The organism is Spirulina sp. CCNP1310 (assembly GCF_034932185.1).
GTDB lineage: Bacteria > Cyanobacteriota > Cyanobacteriia > Cyanobacteriales > Spirulinaceae > Spirulina.
Genome location: NZ_JAYGHW010000089.1, coordinates 59,538 through 74,690 on the forward strand (window position 1 = coordinate 59,538; position 15,153 = coordinate 74,690).

The window sequence follows — 15,153 nt, forward strand, 5'->3', positions numbered from 1 at the left end:
CTCCGAACAGGGTTTATGAGGACTTCAATCCTCATCCCATCTGCTTGCATTTTAAGGCGCAGCGATGAATTTGCGATAACTCTCGCTTAAATCCTGTACTGCTGCGTTGTAAAACTTTGCACCATGTTCGGGGGTGGCAAGGGCGGGGTTAGAACCCATGCGGCCATCGGGGTAGTGGGCGCGGAAGTCGGCGGCGCTGTAGATCGTATGGCCGGAGGCGACGGTGGGATTGAGGGGGGCGGTTTTGATCGCCTCGGGGTAGAGGTATTGGGTGAGGGCCACTTCACTGGGGGTGGCGTGGGAGCCTTCTTGGAGGCCGTAGAGTTCGCGGGCCAGTTGGTAGACCTGATGGCTCATAAACCAGTTAGCAATGGTACAACGCACCGTTTCCCCCCCTTCAATGCTGCTCTGGCTGAGGTGGTCGTAGGTTTCAGCAAAGGCGGCTTTGAGGGTGGCGATGTTGCCGCCGTGGCCGTTGAGGAAGAAGAAGCGGCGGAATCCTGCTTGGGCGAGGGGGGTGATCAGGTCGCGGATCACTAAAATTAAGGTGCTGGGGCGTAAACTCATGGAGCCAGGAAAGGCGGTGTGGTGTAGGGCCATGCCCACATTGATCGTCGGGGCAATGAGGCTTTGGGTGGCTTCTCCCACTCCTTTAGCGATCGCCTCGGCACAGATAGCATCGGTTCCGATCAAGCCTGTGGGGCCATGTTGTTCGGTGGAGCCAATGGGGATAATGATCCCCTGGGAAGTGGTGAGATACTGCTCAACCTCAGGCCAGGTGCTTAACTGTAATAACATTGGGGGCAGGGCATAGGATTCTAATCCTAAGATAGCTTAGGTCTAGAAATAGCTCCCCACTTCCCACTTCCCACTTCCCACTTGATACCTATGGGCGATCGCCGTCATCATCCCCTTGCGCTTCTGTTCTGTACCCTTTTGATTGCGGGGAGTCTGACTGCCTGCGGTGAAAGTAAGGCTGTGCAATGCGATCGCCTCATGGGGGCGGTGCGTAATTTGCAGGCAACTCAGAATCGCCTCGATCAGGAAATGCAAACCGCTGAAGCTTTTGAGGAAGCGGCCACGTTTGATGATTTTAAATTGGTGGCGGCGCAAATGTCCGAGGCCTTTGCGGCGATCGCCACTAGCCTTGCTACAGATCTTGAAGTGATTGCCGAACTCAAGCTCCGAGATTCTGAGTTAAGAACGCTGCAAACGGAAGTGGTCAATCAAGGCAGCCGCCATCGGGATCTGCCGCAATGGGCCAGTGGGGTGTTAGCAGAAGTGAGTGAATTAGAACTCAATGCTGAAGGCCGGATCAAGTTGGATCAACTGGCCACAGAAATTGATCAATTTTCCGTGGATTTGGAAAAAGCCGAGTTAGCTTTCAATGAAACAGTGGGGAATGTCCAAGTGTATTGTGGCGGCCCGGTTCCGACTCCGGCTCCTGAACCGCCCAGGGGGTAATCGCCACAAGCACAGAAAAAAGCAAGTTGAATTGCCCCGCTCGAATGCCCAATGGGTCTGGGGGCGAAAAATTTGGGGCGAAAAATTTTTCGCCCCTACATCATCCCCCTTAATCCGTCATTAAAAATTCCCACTCTTCCCCCTGAGTGCTGCCAAACTTGAGCCGCATCCCCGATGCAAGGCGGATTTCTTCGTGGTGAATCAATTGCCAATTGTTGCGGCGGTTCATCACATAGGTGCCAAAGCGAGAGGCATCCCGGAGAAAATAATGGCTGTCGTGGGTTGCTGTGGCGGTATCTCGGTAGAAAATTTCGCCGTGTTGTTGGCTCACCCATTGCTCTTGAATCACCAGATCATTTTCTGGATGGCGGCCTACCCGCATTGAGCCGCCGCGCATTGACCAAGTTTGATCGCGGGCTTTCACCATCCGCATCACCCCCAAGGGCATCGCTGGCCGGCCGCCCCCCTCTGGTAAAACCGTCGGTAATTCGGTGATTTCCCGCTGGAGTCGCAGCAGTTGCCCGTTGAAATCTGGGTGCATATACAAAATGGGCAGCGTCCAAGCGGGTTGGTTGAATTTATAGAGGGTGAGGAGTTGTTGACGGGCGATCGCCATCGCCTGATCCAATGTGCAATGTTGGGTTAATGCCGTGGTGAAATGCTGAATAAAGGTGAGGGCCTCTTGATCGGCGATCGCATCCCGCATCCCCACCACCGCCGGCACGCCATGATGAATCAGCACCTCCGCCAAGCTGCTCCGGGGTACAGCGGTTTGGCCCTGCTGTTCTGGATAAGCCCCCCAACAGGCATTAAACAACGCCAAGGTGACACGGGTGCGCACCAACACCTGGGCCAATTCCGTCCCATTCAAACTGGCCTGGGGATGGAGAAACAGCGAACCGCCATCGGGGGCCGGCATCCCATGGCCGGCATAGAAAAAGATGTTATAGCGGCCCGTTTCCAAGCTGCGGATTAACTGTACTGGCGTGGGTTGCACCAACACCTCAATTTTTACGGGCGCACAATCCTCTGAGCTTGGCTCCTTCAAGGTGGGGTTAATCACCTGCTGCAACAGTTCCGCCTCCTGCTGGAGTTGTAACTCATCCCCCTGGCCCGTGGGGTGACTGGGTTGCCCCAAGACCAATAAAATCCGCAGTTCTTCCTCTGTTTGCACCGGGCTGAGGGGATCGACATCGTTGGTGGTGCGGCTGAACAGGATTTCTTGATTGAGGGCGATCGCCGGTTTGCCCGGAGCCGGTTGCATCACCTCCCAAGGCAGGGGAATTAAATTCGGATCACGAACATCGAGGCGCAACCGCAGCAGCGTTTTTTGCCCCTGAGCCATGCCACAACTTTGAGCGAACGTACTCCGCACCGGCCCCTGTAATAACCAGCGCCACAACTGCACCCCCAACTCCTGCATCAACCGCCCCCCATAGCTTTGGGTTACGCCGCCACTATCAACAGTGGGTTTAAAAGGTTCCTTAATATTAAACCGAGCATGGAGCACGGGCAGATGGGGCGTTGGGCGAAGCCCGGTCGGAGACCATCGCCCCAACGTAAACATTTCCTGCCAAGCCACCCAACATTGGGTCAACTCCACCGACCATTTATCATCATGGTGAACATATCCCCCCGGGAAAGGCGCTTTAATCACCCAAATCGCAAAATGTTCAGGGCCCGCAGAATCAAGACGAACAAGAGCCAAGCTTAAGTCTAAGGAATCACTGTGCCGCATAGTTCGTTGGGGATTCACTCTAACAGGGTTGGGGAAGGGCAATGGGGGGAGGTCTCCAGGGGCAAAACCTCAAGGGTAGGGGCGAGATGCTCTTTGACCCAAACAATGGCGGGTTGATTCACCGTCGGGCTACAGAGTTGCAATTGCCACCAGACTTCATCATTGGCTAACGTGTGTTTCTTCGTCAGGACAAAGGGGGTTTGGGGGGAGAGGTCAACGGTTTCAGCAGCGGCGGCGGGTTCGAGGGGCAGGGACGTGATCCGGACGGTTTGGGCAACATTCCCCAAGGCTAATCGGCTTAAGGGGATGGGATCGCCTACAGCGGTGACAGGGGTATTGCCGGTGAGGCGATCGACCCATTGTTTCCATTCGGGAAAGAGGGAATAGGACAGTACTCCAAGGGAAATGAGGAGGAGGGCGACGATGGCGGTGGTGAGGGAGAGGAGTGAGAAGGGAGAAGAGAGGAGTGAGGGGGGAGAGGCCTCGTTCCTCTTTCCTCGTTCCTCTCTCCTTCCCACTGGTAAGGGCGGTAACGTCGGGCTAGGATGGGGTTGCACTTGGCAATGGAGCAGGCCGACGGTGACGTTATCATGGCCGTTTTTTTGGTTGGCGATCGCCACTAACCGCTCCACCGCAGTAGGGAGATCCTGCTGTCCTTGTAATACGGTTAACAGTTCGGTTTGCCAATATTGCTCGATGCGATCGTAGTCGCTCAAGCCATCGGAGCAGAGCAGAATCAGGCTTTCTTCATCGAGGATCAGCCGATCTAAGTTGGGATAGAGGCGATGGGCGGGCCCCATCCCCAGGGCCTGAATCAACGCCCCGCCGCCGGGAAAAGACACCGCATCGCGATAAAAAGCATAGCCTAAACGCACCTCCCGCGCCGCCACATCATCATCAAGGCTGAGTTGATAGCAACCGCTGCGGGTAATCCAGTAAATCCGGGAATCCCCCACATAGCCGAGGTCAAGGGAGGCCCGTTGAGCAACAGCGGTAACGACCGTTGTCCCCATCCGTTCCCGCTCTTGGCGGTTTTCGGCATCATTGCGTTGGGAGATTTTGTCATTGGCTTCAGCAATCGCCTGAACCAAGGCCGTTTGAATCGGGCTTTCTGTGGGGTTGGAGGGGGGAACTGTGACCACTTCCTTGAGGCGCTGCTCAATCGTTTCAATGGCAATCTGGGAAGCAATTTCCCCCCCCGCATGGCCACCAATCCCATCACAAACAATCACCGCCGCCGGTTCCGGCTCATCCCCGGTGAAGACTTTCAGGTGATCGGGGTGACAAGCATCCTCGTTATGATCACGGGTCGGGCCGGCATCAGTGCGGGCGATCGCCCCATAGGAATATTGGTAAGAACTGGCGAGGGTGGCGATCGCCCCATCTAAACAGGCAATCAACGCCGCTCCATCCCTCATTTCCCCCCCCTGAAGTTGCTGACAGAGGCTTGTGAAAAACTCCCGCCAGGGAGCCGCCGCCTCCAGCCCCGCCCAAACTTGGCCCAACTGGGCTAACGTGGGGGGCTGCTGATCCGGGTGCAATTCCCGCAACCGCACCACCGGGCCATTCACCAGCACCAGATCCCCCTGCAACAAACTACTGGCTACCCCTTGGGCCAGCAAGGGTTCCCAGAGGCGGGCCATCTGCCATAGCCAATTGGCTTGGCGGAGGGCATTGGCTTGACTCCACCCCTGGTTGAGGGTTGGCAACAAATGATCACCCACAGGCACAACGGGATCCGGCAAACTCCCCAGTTCCAGCAGCCAAAGATCCGAGGAAAGTTGGCCGTAAAGTTGGGGGATATGGAGTTGTTGCGGGATCAGTTTTAAATAGGGCAGGAGGCGATCGGGAATTTTATCCCCATCCCCATAGCCATCATCCCCCGGCATTTTTGGCGGAAAATAGGGATGGAGATCCAAGAGCAATCGGGGCGTAATCACTGCATAGCGTTCACCCTGGGGCAGATCCCCCACCTTTGTTCCTACGGTTAAGGGGGTGAGGCGATCGCCAATCACCCACAGATACCGCCGCACCAATGGGGTATTACAGGCCTGACAAAAGCGATGATGACCGGGATTCCGCTGTTGACAGTCCCCATTCGCGCAGTACAGATAATCAGTGGCGGCTTCCATGATGTTTCACAAGCTAGCAACGGGGAGTGGGGAGTGGGGAGTGGGAAGTGGGAAGTGGGAAGGGGGAATTTCTCCCTTGACCTCACCTTTTAAAGCCCTTAGTGGTACTGGCCTCTGCCCGCTTCGGTATCGATGCGAGGCAGGCCCATGCTGTAGTTCAGCACCCGCCCTTGGAGGTTGTAGCTGATTTGCCCCTGTTGCAGCAGGTCACGGATGAAATGCTCTAGATCGGAGCCGATGCGCCGTAGGTTGTATTCCGTGAGGTCTTCGCCATTGTAGGCTTCCACAAGGGCATCAAATTGACGCTGTACCTTTTGGCGAGCTTCTTCTGTCCAGTTAAATTCCTTATCGGGATCAATATCTAGGGCTAAAACAGTCTCACTGGGGATCAGTTCGTTATTTTTAACCTCAGCGGTAAAGATGCGAATATGGCGGGTTGTGGATTTTAACAGCATAGTTTGATGGATTCAGGTGGTGGCAGCCATGGGCCGGCTGGTTTTTTCCATTTTGACACCGTTGCCGGTCAATTTAAACCCATCAGCCTAATAGAGGGCTAACATCAACTCCTGCTGATACTGGCGGGTGAGGGGATGTTGTTGCCCCAAGAGGGCAAAAATACTCACCATGGCTTGGCGAGCCTGGGGGTTTTTCGTCGCTGCCACTAGGGTTAATAATTCCTGGAGGGCAGTCTCCTCTTGCCCTTGGAGTGTGAGGCTGAGGGCTTTGGTTAAGGGGCCATCGGAGGGAGCGGCTTGGCTGATTTCGATCAGGGTTTTATAGCCTTGGGCGCAGTTGAAGGCTTCGGCATTTTTGGGATCGATGGTATCAAGGAGTTGCTGGGCATCCTCAATTTGATCGAGGCAGATCAAGAGGTGAACGGCTTCGAGGGTGACGGCGGGATGGTTGGGGAATTGTTGAAACAGTTGGTCGAAAATTTGCTTGGCGGTGGGGAAGTTACCAGAGGCGATCGCCTCTTGGGCTTTTTCCAGTTGTAATTCCAGGGGCGATTTCAATCCATACTGCCCCAACAGTTCACGAATTTTCACCTCTGGCCAAGCCCCCACAAACCCTGGCTCTAACCGGCCTTCATGGGCAATGCGCACATCGGGAACCCCCTCAATGCCATATTGGGAAGCTAATTGCGGGTTTTGGTCAATATCGACAGTGGCCAGCATCACGCCATATTCCTGAGCCAACCGCTCTAGGATCGGCTTCAACACCTGACAGGGGCCGCACCAAGTGGCAAAAAAATCGACAATCACCGGCATCGCCTCAGAAGCTCCCAAAACTTCCGGCACAAAATTGGCTTCATTAACGGGGAAACTCGCACCCATGGCTTCAATTCTCCTCAATTCGCGGGCAGTAAATTAATTTGCAGGTATGGTCGCAGCGGGCGTGAGGTGGGCCAAATAGTTCAAGGTTTCCTCTGCCTCTGCTTCATCAATAATACTCAAGGCAAACCCCACATGGACAATCACATATTGCCCCACCTCCACCTCTGGCACATAGGCGAGGCTCACTTCTTTAAGGACACCGCCAAAATTAACTTGGCCGCGACGGAGGAGGGGATCCTCATGGGTAATATTCATCAGTTGACCGGGGATGGCGAGGCACATAGGGAGTAGGGAGTAGGGAGTAGGGAGTAGGGAGTAGGGAGTAGGGAGTAGGGAGTAGGGAGTAGTGAGTAGGGAGTAGGGAGTAGGGAGTAGGGAGTAGGGAGTAGGGAGTAGGGAGTAGGGAGTAGGGAGTAGGGAGTAGGGGCGAAAAATCTTTTGCCCTTTGGTGAGGGAAAAATCTTTCGCCCTCTGGTAGGGGCAAAAAATCTTTCTGGTAGGGGCGAAAAATCTTTCGCCCTCTAGGGTTTGCTTGCAAAAGCGGTGGCGATTAGTTGGCCGGCGGCGATGCTGCCGTCGTTGGGGGGGATGTTTTGGGGGAGGTGGACGGAGAAACCGGCGGCGGTGAGATGGGCGATCGCCCCTTCGGTGAGATAACGGTTTTGGAAGCAGCCGCCAGTGAGGATGATGTTACTACATCCTATTGTTTGCGCGATTTGGGTGATGCCGTCAATTAAGCAATTGTGAAATTTTGCCGCCATTTGGGGAATCGGGATCCCCGCTTGGCGATCTTGGCAGAGGGCGATGATCATGGGCCGCCAATCGAAAACTAGCGGGGAACTGGGGATGATGGCATAGGGATAGGCGGCGGCGGTGTGGGTTTGTTCAGCGGCAAATTCTAAAGCCATGGCCGTTTCCCCTTCAAAACTGTTGCGATCGCCCAACCCGATCAGGGCCGCTACGCCATCGAAAAGCCGGCCGATGCTGGTGGTTTGGGGGCAGTTTACCCCTTGGGTGAGCATGGTACGGATGAGGGACTGTTGTTGGCGATCGCGCTTTTCTAAAGGGGGAAAATCGGGGCCGAAGGTTGCCCACAGTAACCCCATGGCACTGCGCCAGGGTTCGCGGGCGGCGCGATCGCCCCCCGGTAAGGGAAACTCCAAACTATGGGCCACCCGCTCCATTTTGCTCTCCATCACCCGGAAAAATTCCCCCCCCCAAATTTCTCCCCCTTCGCCATAGCCTGTGCCATCCCAGACGATGCCGAGGAGGGGGGAGTGAGTAGGAAGTGGGGAGTAGGAAGTGGAAAGTGGGAATTGCTCTCTTTCCTCACTTCTCTCTGCTCTTTCCTCAAAACTCCTCTCTGCTCTTTCCTCGAAAATTGCCGCCCATAGATGTGCTCGATGATGTTGTACCTGTTGGCAGGGTAGCCCTAGGGCTTGGGCGTATTGGCTGGCGATGTAGTCGGGATGGGCATCGCAACAAACCTGTTGCGGTTGGATTTGGTAGAGGGTTTGGAGGGTGGCGATGGTGTTTTCAAAGTGGTCTAGGGCTTGGGGTGTACTGAGATCGCCGATGTGTTGACTGAGGATGATTTGATTGCCGAGGTTGAGGGCGATCGCATTTTTGAGTTGCGCTCCTACGGCCAAGGTGGGGGGCATGGGGGTTGGTAATTGGGCCACGGGTAAGGGGGCATAGCCCCGCGCTCGCCGTAGGATCATCACCTCCCCCGCCATGATTCGCACAATTGAATCATCCACGGGCCGCACTATGGGCCGATTATGGACGAGGAAATAATCGGCAATGCCCCCCAAACGTTGTAGGGCTTCCTGTTCATCGGTACAGATCGGCTCGTTGGCTTGGTTGCCGCTGGTGGCAATGAGGGGGCTATGCATCGCTCTGAGCAGCAGGTGATGGAGGGGAGTGGTGGGAAGCATGGCCCCAATGTAGGGATTACCGGGGGCCACATTGGCGGCAAGGGCGGTATCAGGAAGGCAACGGAGCAGCACAATAGGGGCTTGGGGCGATCGCAACAACGTTGCTTCTTTTGGGGAAACGTCGCAATCTGCTTCTAATTGGGCCAAATCGGCATACATCACCGCGAGGGGTTTGGTGGGGCGATGTTTGCGTTGGCGTAGCGTTGCCACGGTTTCACCATTGCGAGCATCGGCCATGAGGTGAAACCCACCCAAGCCTTTCACCGCAACAATCGCCCCGGCCTGAAGTTGCGCCACGGTTTCCCTTAAAGCCGCCTCCCCTTGAGCTATAACATCTCCTTGAGGCCCCCAAAACACCACCTGCGGGCCACAGATGGGGCAGGCATTGGGCTGGGCATGGAAACGGCGATCGCCCGGATCGCTATATTCCCGCTGACAATCGCCACAAAGGGGAAAGCCGGCCATGGTGGTGTGGGGGCGATCGTAGGGGAGGGCGGTGATGATCGTATAGCGGGGGCCGCAGTGGGTGCAGTTGGTGAAGGGGTAGCGGTAGCGGCGGTTTTGGGGGTCGAAGAGTTCCGCAATACAGGCTGAACAGGTGGCGAGATCGGGGAGAACAAGGGTAGTTTTTGGGCCGGTGCGATCGCTTTCCCGAATCACAAATTCCTGATCCCCTTGGGTTGGGATCGGCGTGATGTTGAGGGTGGCGATGGCTGCATTGGGGGGGAGTTCCCCCTGGAGGAGGGTTTGGAATTGAGCGAGAGAGGGGCGATCGCCTTCAATTTCCACCTGTACGCCTTGGGGGGAATTGCTCACCCAGCCGGTCAGGTTTAGTTTTTGGGCCAATTGATAGACAAAGGGGCGAAACCCCACCCCCTGGACAATGCCAGTAATTTCCAAACGAAGCCGTTCAGCAGGGCCTAATAACTCGCTCATGTTTAGCACCCCGCTGCGATGGCGATTAACTAAAACGGTTATAAATCACGGCTTCGCTTTTCTCAATGGGGCCGCCCCGTTCCCGTGCCGGTTGGGTCGCCTTGCCAATCGTGACAAACATCACAGGCGTATGATCCGCCGGTAAATTAATCAACTTCGCCACCGCATCAAAATCAAAACCATCCATGGGGCAAGAATCATAACCCATGGCCTGAGCCGCCAACATCAAGGTTTGGGCCGCAATCCCACAGGAGCGCATCCCCTCATCCCGCTGTACCTGCTCCTTCCCTTCGTAGTATTGGGCGATCGCCCCCGTCATGAACTCCTGCACCCCTTCGGGGGCATTGCGCCAATAGCGTTGAGGGTTGCGCGTCCAAGCCTTAAGGTCAGCACAGAGGATGATCAGCACTGACGCATCGGTCACTTGAGCTTGATCCCAAGAAACCTGACGAATTTCCTGGCGTAAAGCGGGATCATCGACAACGACAAAACGCCAATGCTGAATGTTGAAGGCGGTGGGGGACAACATTGCCAAGGAAAGGAGTTGATCCAACTCTGCCGGGGTTAAACGATGGTTGGGGTCGAAATTTTTCACGGCCCGGCGGGCTTCAATGGCTGCGAGAGTATCCATAGGGTTTTTCAAAAATGGGTAGACCTTTCAGATTCTAAGCAATGGCCTGGGTGAATAGCACCGCTTGGGTATCCTCAAGCTCAAAATCATCGAGATCCTTGAGGGTTAAACCGGGGGAGGCGATCCGCCCAATCATCGCACTGGCCAATCTTCATGATGGATCTGCTGCTGCCCATAGGCGATCGACGGTGAGGGTCAATTCTGGAAATGTGGGGGAAATGATCAGATCTTGATGACGAAAGGGGGTGATTTGATATTCCCCATCGATGAGTTGATGAACAAAGAGGGTGGGTATTTTGGGATCGCCTAAAAAGGTTCGCCCCCCCAATGCTGCATAATCGACAATCCAATATTCTTGAATGCCTAACTCTTCATAATCCGCCCGTTTTTTAAAATAATCATCCCGCCAATTCTGGCTCACCACTTCCACCACTAACCGCACCGCCGCCGCCCCCTCAATTACTGACTCCCGCGCCCAACGTTCTTCCTGGGCCAATCCCGACCGCTCTAGGACAAGAATATCCGGCTCATAACCGGAGCGACCATTGGCGGCCCGCACAATCGACTCTCTAGGAATCAACCACTGGCCCCGTTTCCCCATCTGGGCGATCGCCCAAATCAATTCCTCAATCAAAAACCCGGTCAGTTGCGAATGGTATCCCGTTGGTTTTGGCATTTCGATGAGCAAACCATCATGGAGTTCGTAGCGTTGCCCCTGCTCTGGATACATCACCACAAACGTATCAAAATCAATTGTCTGTATCTCTGTTTGAACCATGATCAACCCCATGGATTGAATTGGATTTTAGCACGCCTCGATGGGGGCTGGGATGCGCTTCCCCCCTAGGGATGGGGTAAACTGGGGGGAGTCTTGGGTTGAGGGCGATGGTTTGGGAACCGGGTACGCAGATTTTTGGGAATCGTTATGCGATCGTTAAGCCGATCAAGAAGGGGGGTTTTGGCATCACCTACTTGGTCAAAGACCCGAAGGGTCAGCAGTTTGTGCTGAAAACCCTCAAGGATGAGGTGATGACGGAGGCGGAGTATATCCCCTTTCGGGATAAGTTTCTGCGGGATTTTGACCGGGAAACGGCGAAAATCGCCATCTGTCGCCATCGGTATATTGTTGAGGTGGTGAATCATTTCACCCATGAGGGGCTGCCCTGCATGGTGATGGAATATATTCAGGGGCAGGATTTAGGCGATCGCGTGGCCCGTGGGGGGGCGTTGCCGGAGGCAGTGGCGTTGCGCTATATCCGGCAGGTGGGGGCAGCGTTGAATGTGATGCACGAGAAGGGGTTGCTCCATCGGGATATTAAGCCTCAGAATATTATGGTGCGGTTGCCGGCGAATGAGGCGGTGTTGATTGATTTTGGCATTGCGCGGGAGTTTATCCCCAATTTGACCCAAACCCACACCACTTTCTACACACCCTGTTACGCGCCCATTGAGCAGTATGACGAGCAGGAGCATCGGGGGGAATTTACGGACGTTTATGCTTTGGCAGCGACGCTGTACTATTTGCTGACGGGGGTTTTGCCACCGATTGCGACGATGCGGGTGAGAAGGGATCGGCTGGAAATTCCGCAGCATTGGTCGGTAGAACTGCAAAACGCGATTCAGCAGGGGATGGCGGTGGAACCCGATGACCGCCCCCAAACCGTGGCCGCGTGGTTGGCACTGTTGCCCAATAGTGGCGGGGGTTTACCCTCCTTTAGCTTTGAGACGGTACGGGTCAATGATCGGGGGGAAATTATTCAGAAAATCCCCGGTCAGGCGCGGTTTTATCCCCAGGATTTGGGGGACGGGGTGCGGTTGGAGATGGTGGAAATCCCCGGTGGCACGTTTTTGATGGGGACAGAGGAGGCGGAAATTGAGCGGTTGTGTAAAAAGTATGATAAGGGATGGTTTAGGTGGGAAAGTCCGCAGCATTCTGTCCAGGTTTCCCCCTTTTGGATGGGCAAAACCCCCGTCACCCAAGAGCAATGGCGCGTTGTGGTGACGCAGGTGGGCAAAATTGTTCGGGATTTGAACCCTGACCCATCCAATTTTAAGGGGGGCGATCGTCCCGTTGAACAGGTGTCTTGGTATGATGCGGTGGAGTGGTGCGCTCGATTGAGCAAGCTAACGGGCAAGGAGTATCGCCTCCCCAGCGAGGCAGAATGGGAGTATGCTTGTCGTGCTGGAACAAAGACCCCCTTTGCTTTTGGGGAAACGATCACGCCAGAGTTGGTGAACTATGACGGGAACTACACCTTTGGCAACGCACCCAAGGGGCAATATCGAGAAGAAACGACCCCAGTGGCCAGCTTTCCCCCCAATGGCTTTGGGTTGTATGATTGCCATGGCAATGTTTGGGAGTGGTGTTTTGATCCCTTCCATGAAAACTATCAAGGTGCGCCCGGAGATGGTAGAGTATGGGATGAGAACGTGAATGATAATCGTTATCAAAAACCTTCGGCAAATCTTAAGGTTTTGTTGAAAGAAAGTGGTAGTAACTATGTACTGCGTGGCGGTTCTTGGTACGCCAACCCGGTTGGCTGCCGTTCAGCCAACCGCAACCACGGTCTGCGCGGCCTCATCTACGACCTCCTTGGGTTTCGTGTCTGTCTGGTGGGCGCAGGACTCTTCTAGTCCTTTGCCCTTTAGTACTCTTGCACTCTGCTCTTCTTCCCCTTTACCCTTTCCCATGCGACCGAAGGGAGCTTTTCGATTTTTTTATGAAAGAACTACCAATTATTCAGAAAACCTATGATTTGATTCAGTGGTATATTCCGATTGTGAACCGATTACCTAAAAACCATAAATTTGCTTTAGGAGATCGGATCACTTTTCCCTCGTTACTTGGCTCTGCCAAGTAACGCACCCTTGGAGGCTCTGCCTCCACCAGGCGGCAGAGCCGCCCAACACCCATGCCATGGCAGAGCCACGGCACGAGAGCTAATATCAGCAACCCGGTTTCTCCGCTTCAGTGGGGTTCAGAAACCGGGTTGCAGGAAGCGATGGGAGCGCACAGCAACAGGTGCAAAAAACCCGGTTTCTAGAGCTTAGGGTTTCGCCAAAGGCAAATGCCATGGCAGAGCTACGGCACGAGAGCTACAATTCTAAAATCAAGTCGTGAGAGCTAACTATGATTTCCCATCAATTATTAGAGCTTGAACAATCCATTCATCACTTATCACTAGAAGATAAATTATGGTTGCTGGATAAAATCTTGGAGCAAGTACGAGGGACTACAGAACATCAGGAAACAACCAACCCTCCCCAAACCCTCCAGTATGACGAAAGAGATGATTAGTTACCCGTAAATATTGCCTCGGAAGTTAATATCGTAAATTTTGATTGTTTCTAATTCTGCCTGAATCTCAAAGATAATACGAATTTTTCCGACGCGGATTCTAGAAAATTGCTTTAACTCACCTTTGAGCTTTTTGATGTCAAGTTCTTCAGGAGGATAAACCTTCTGGGTTTCCAGACAAGTCTTAAGAATCCCAATCTTAATGAGCACAGCCTGATGGCTTTCAGGATCGAGCTTCTTAAGGAATTTTTGAGCAGACTTACTCAGTTTAACCTTCATGATTTAAACCAGTCTGTAATATCATCAAAGTCCTGATCTAGATAATCGTTGGGCTGAAAAGTAGCTTCAATGTCAGCCTGTTCAACATCATCCACATAAGGCAGCAACATCTCAAAAAACTTGTACCACTCTTCACGCATGACTTCTCGAATCCCTTCCTTAATCAGGGTTTTGAGTATTTCAGGATTTAGGATGTTAGATTGTTCCATAATCTCCTCGGATCACGCTCTACTTCGATTATAACCGTGGAGAGCCTACCCTAGAGGGTTTCTGCCTCCACCAGGCGGCAGAGCCGCCTAACCCATGCCATGGCAGAGCCACGGCACGAGAGCTAATTGATGGTCATGGCTCAGAGTTTTGCTCCACACCAGGGGAAAAGAACCAATTATCAATGGCCCTGCGAATATCTTGGGCAAAAAGTGCCAAAATAACCGTCAGCACAACCCCCACAGCCGTTACATAAAGCGTATCGCGGGCCACCCGAAAATTGGGATCAGGGGGTGGAGGTGGCGGCGGCGGTGGTGGCGGCGGCGGTGGTGGCGGTGGTGGTTGAGGAATCGGCAATAATGCAAAAAACGCCTCAATGGTTGGGGGACGATCTCCATAATCCAACGCCATCCCCTCCCGAATTGCCCGATTCGTTTGATCACTCACCCCAGAAATGGGGGGCAACTTCCGACCCTTGCGCTCCAATCTGACCCGCTCCTCCGCATGGGGAGGCACATCCCCCGATAACAGCGTGTAAAGCGTCGCCGCCAGCGCATAGACATCACAATAGGGCTGCGCCTTCTCGCGGGAATCATAAAGCTCTAGAGGGCTATAGCCATCGGTATTGCTGGAATAAATCGATGTGAGCGTTTCGTTAAACCCCTTCGTCACCCCAAAATCAATCAGCACCGCGTCTGGTTTACCCGCCGCCAACACAATATTGGCCGGCTTCACATCCCGATGCACCAACCCCTCCCGATGCACCACCTTCAACGCCTCCCCCACCTGGTGGATATAAACCAACGCCTCCTCCTCCCCTAGGGTTTTCGTCGGCAAACTCGCCAAATCCTGCCCCGCCACATAGGCCATAACGATAAACGCCCGACCCTGCTCCAGAAACGAACCGAAACAGCGGACAATGTGGGGATGCTGACAACGCATCAACTTCACCGCCTCAGCAATCAGCTTGTTATTAAACTTTTCCCGATCTGGGGGGGTGAGTTGCGCCCAAACTGCATCCCGCACCGTCTTGAGGACTACGCGATCGCCCCCCTTGCGTTCCGCCAGATAGCTAATCCCGACGCGCCCCTCATTGAGCGATCGCACTATCCGATATTCTCCCCCGTGCAACCAATCCCCCGCCTGCCAACCCATAACCATCCCTCAACCGCAACGCCCTTGATTCTAATCGCCACT

The 15,153-nt window shown here is 54.2% G+C and carries 15 protein-coding genes and 1 pseudogene; 4 read left to right on the forward strand and 12 right to left on the reverse strand.

Annotated elements, in window-relative coordinates; genetic code table 11:
* Positions 1-51: 51 nt before the first annotated feature.
* Positions 52-798, reverse strand: coding sequence for a creatininase family protein (locus VB712_RS14260; protein ID WP_323255833.1), 747 nt, complete (start codon positions 796-798; stop codon positions 52-54).
* Between the two features lie 90 nt (positions 799-888).
* On the opposite strand from VB712_RS14260, the gene VB712_RS14265 reads away from it, so the two are divergent.
* Positions 889-1,464 (forward strand): hypothetical protein, encoded by a 576-nt coding sequence (locus tag VB712_RS14265; RefSeq protein ID WP_323255834.1) that lies wholly within the window; start codon positions 889-891, stop codon positions 1,462-1,464.
* Positions 1,465-1,573: 109 nt separating this feature from the next.
* Here the strand turns inward: VB712_RS14265 and VB712_RS14270 are convergent, their stop codons facing one another.
* The 8 genes from VB712_RS14270 to VB712_RS14305 all read right to left on the reverse strand — a co-directional run bounded on the left by VB712_RS14270 (position 1,574) and on the right by VB712_RS14305 (position 10,950).
* Entirely contained in the window at positions 1,574-3,202 is a 1,629-nt protein-coding gene (locus VB712_RS14270) for a CHAT domain-containing protein (RefSeq protein WP_323255835.1), read from the reverse strand.
* A gap of 14 nt (positions 3,203-3,216) precedes the next feature.
* On the reverse strand, positions 3,217-5,334 hold the full coding sequence (locus VB712_RS14275; RefSeq protein WP_323255836.1) for a PP2C family protein-serine/threonine phosphatase: 2,118 nt from the start codon (positions 5,332-5,334) through the stop codon (positions 3,217-3,219).
* A 98-nt stretch (positions 5,335-5,432) separates the two neighbouring features.
* Positions 5,433-5,789: an NAD(P)H-quinone oxidoreductase subunit M gene (locus VB712_RS14280; protein WP_323255839.1), complete on the reverse strand. Its 357-nt coding sequence runs from the start codon at positions 5,787-5,789 to the stop codon at positions 5,433-5,435.
* Positions 5,790-5,876: 87 nt separating this feature from the next.
* Complete coding sequence (locus VB712_RS14285) at positions 5,877-6,668, reverse strand: tetratricopeptide repeat protein (protein ID WP_323255841.1); 792 nt, start codon at positions 6,666-6,668, stop codon at positions 5,877-5,879.
* A gap of 33 nt (positions 6,669-6,701) precedes the next feature.
* Positions 6,702-6,950, reverse strand: a complete 249-nt coding sequence (locus VB712_RS14290; protein ID WP_323255843.1) for a HypC/HybG/HupF family hydrogenase formation chaperone — start codon at positions 6,948-6,950, stop codon at positions 6,702-6,704.
* A 239-nt stretch (positions 6,951-7,189) separates the two neighbouring features.
* Positions 7,190-9,541, reverse strand: coding sequence for a carbamoyltransferase HypF (hypF, locus tag VB712_RS14295; protein WP_323255844.1), 2,352 nt, complete (start codon positions 9,539-9,541; stop codon positions 7,190-7,192).
* Positions 9,542-9,566: 25 nt separating this feature from the next.
* Complete coding sequence (locus VB712_RS14300; protein ID WP_323255846.1) at positions 9,567-10,172, reverse strand: nitroreductase family protein; 606 nt, start codon at positions 10,170-10,172, stop codon at positions 9,567-9,569.
* Positions 10,173-10,323: 151 nt separating this feature from the next.
* The gene (locus tag VB712_RS14305; RefSeq protein ID WP_323255848.1) at positions 10,324-10,950 is read right to left on the reverse strand and encodes a Uma2 family endonuclease; all 627 of its coding nucleotides are present in this window, start codon (positions 10,948-10,950) and stop codon (positions 10,324-10,326) included.
* Between the two features lie 107 nt (positions 10,951-11,057).
* Here VB712_RS14305 and VB712_RS14310 point away from each other — a divergent pair, with 107 nt between their 5' ends.
* From VB712_RS14310 to VB712_RS14315, 3 genes and pseudogenes are all read left to right on the forward strand, one after another.
* On the forward strand, positions 11,058-12,806 hold the full coding sequence (locus tag VB712_RS14310; RefSeq protein WP_323255850.1) for a bifunctional serine/threonine-protein kinase/formylglycine-generating enzyme family protein: 1,749 nt from the start codon (positions 11,058-11,060) through the stop codon (positions 12,804-12,806).
* Positions 12,807-12,892: 86 nt separating this feature from the next.
* Positions 12,893-13,000 (forward strand): annotated as a pseudogene (locus tag VB712_RS20530) (four helix bundle protein); the annotation flags it as partial.
* Between the two features lie 302 nt (positions 13,001-13,302).
* Positions 13,303-13,470 carry a hypothetical protein gene (locus VB712_RS14315; protein WP_323255852.1) on the forward strand — a complete coding sequence of 56 codons (168 nt, stop codon included), beginning with the start codon at positions 13,303-13,305 and terminating at the stop codon, positions 13,468-13,470.
* On the opposite strand, the gene VB712_RS14320 is transcribed toward VB712_RS14315, so the two are convergent.
* The 3 genes from VB712_RS14320 to VB712_RS14330 all read right to left on the reverse strand — a co-directional run bounded on the left by VB712_RS14320 (position 13,471) and on the right by VB712_RS14330 (position 15,117).
* A complete protein-coding gene (locus tag VB712_RS14320; protein ID WP_323255853.1) occupies positions 13,471-13,749 on the reverse strand; it encodes a type II toxin-antitoxin system RelE/ParE family toxin in 279 nt (92 codons plus the stop codon). It lies immediately after the preceding gene.
* Entirely contained in the window at positions 13,746-13,958 is a 213-nt protein-coding gene (locus VB712_RS14325) for a hypothetical protein (protein WP_323255855.1), read from the reverse strand. Before VB712_RS14325 ends, VB712_RS14320 begins: the two co-directional genes overlap by 4 nt.
* A gap of 133 nt (positions 13,959-14,091) precedes the next feature.
* A complete protein-coding gene (locus VB712_RS14330; RefSeq protein ID WP_323255857.1) occupies positions 14,092-15,117 on the reverse strand; it encodes a serine/threonine-protein kinase in 1,026 nt (341 codons plus the stop codon).
* Positions 15,118-15,153: the final 36 nt, after the last annotated feature.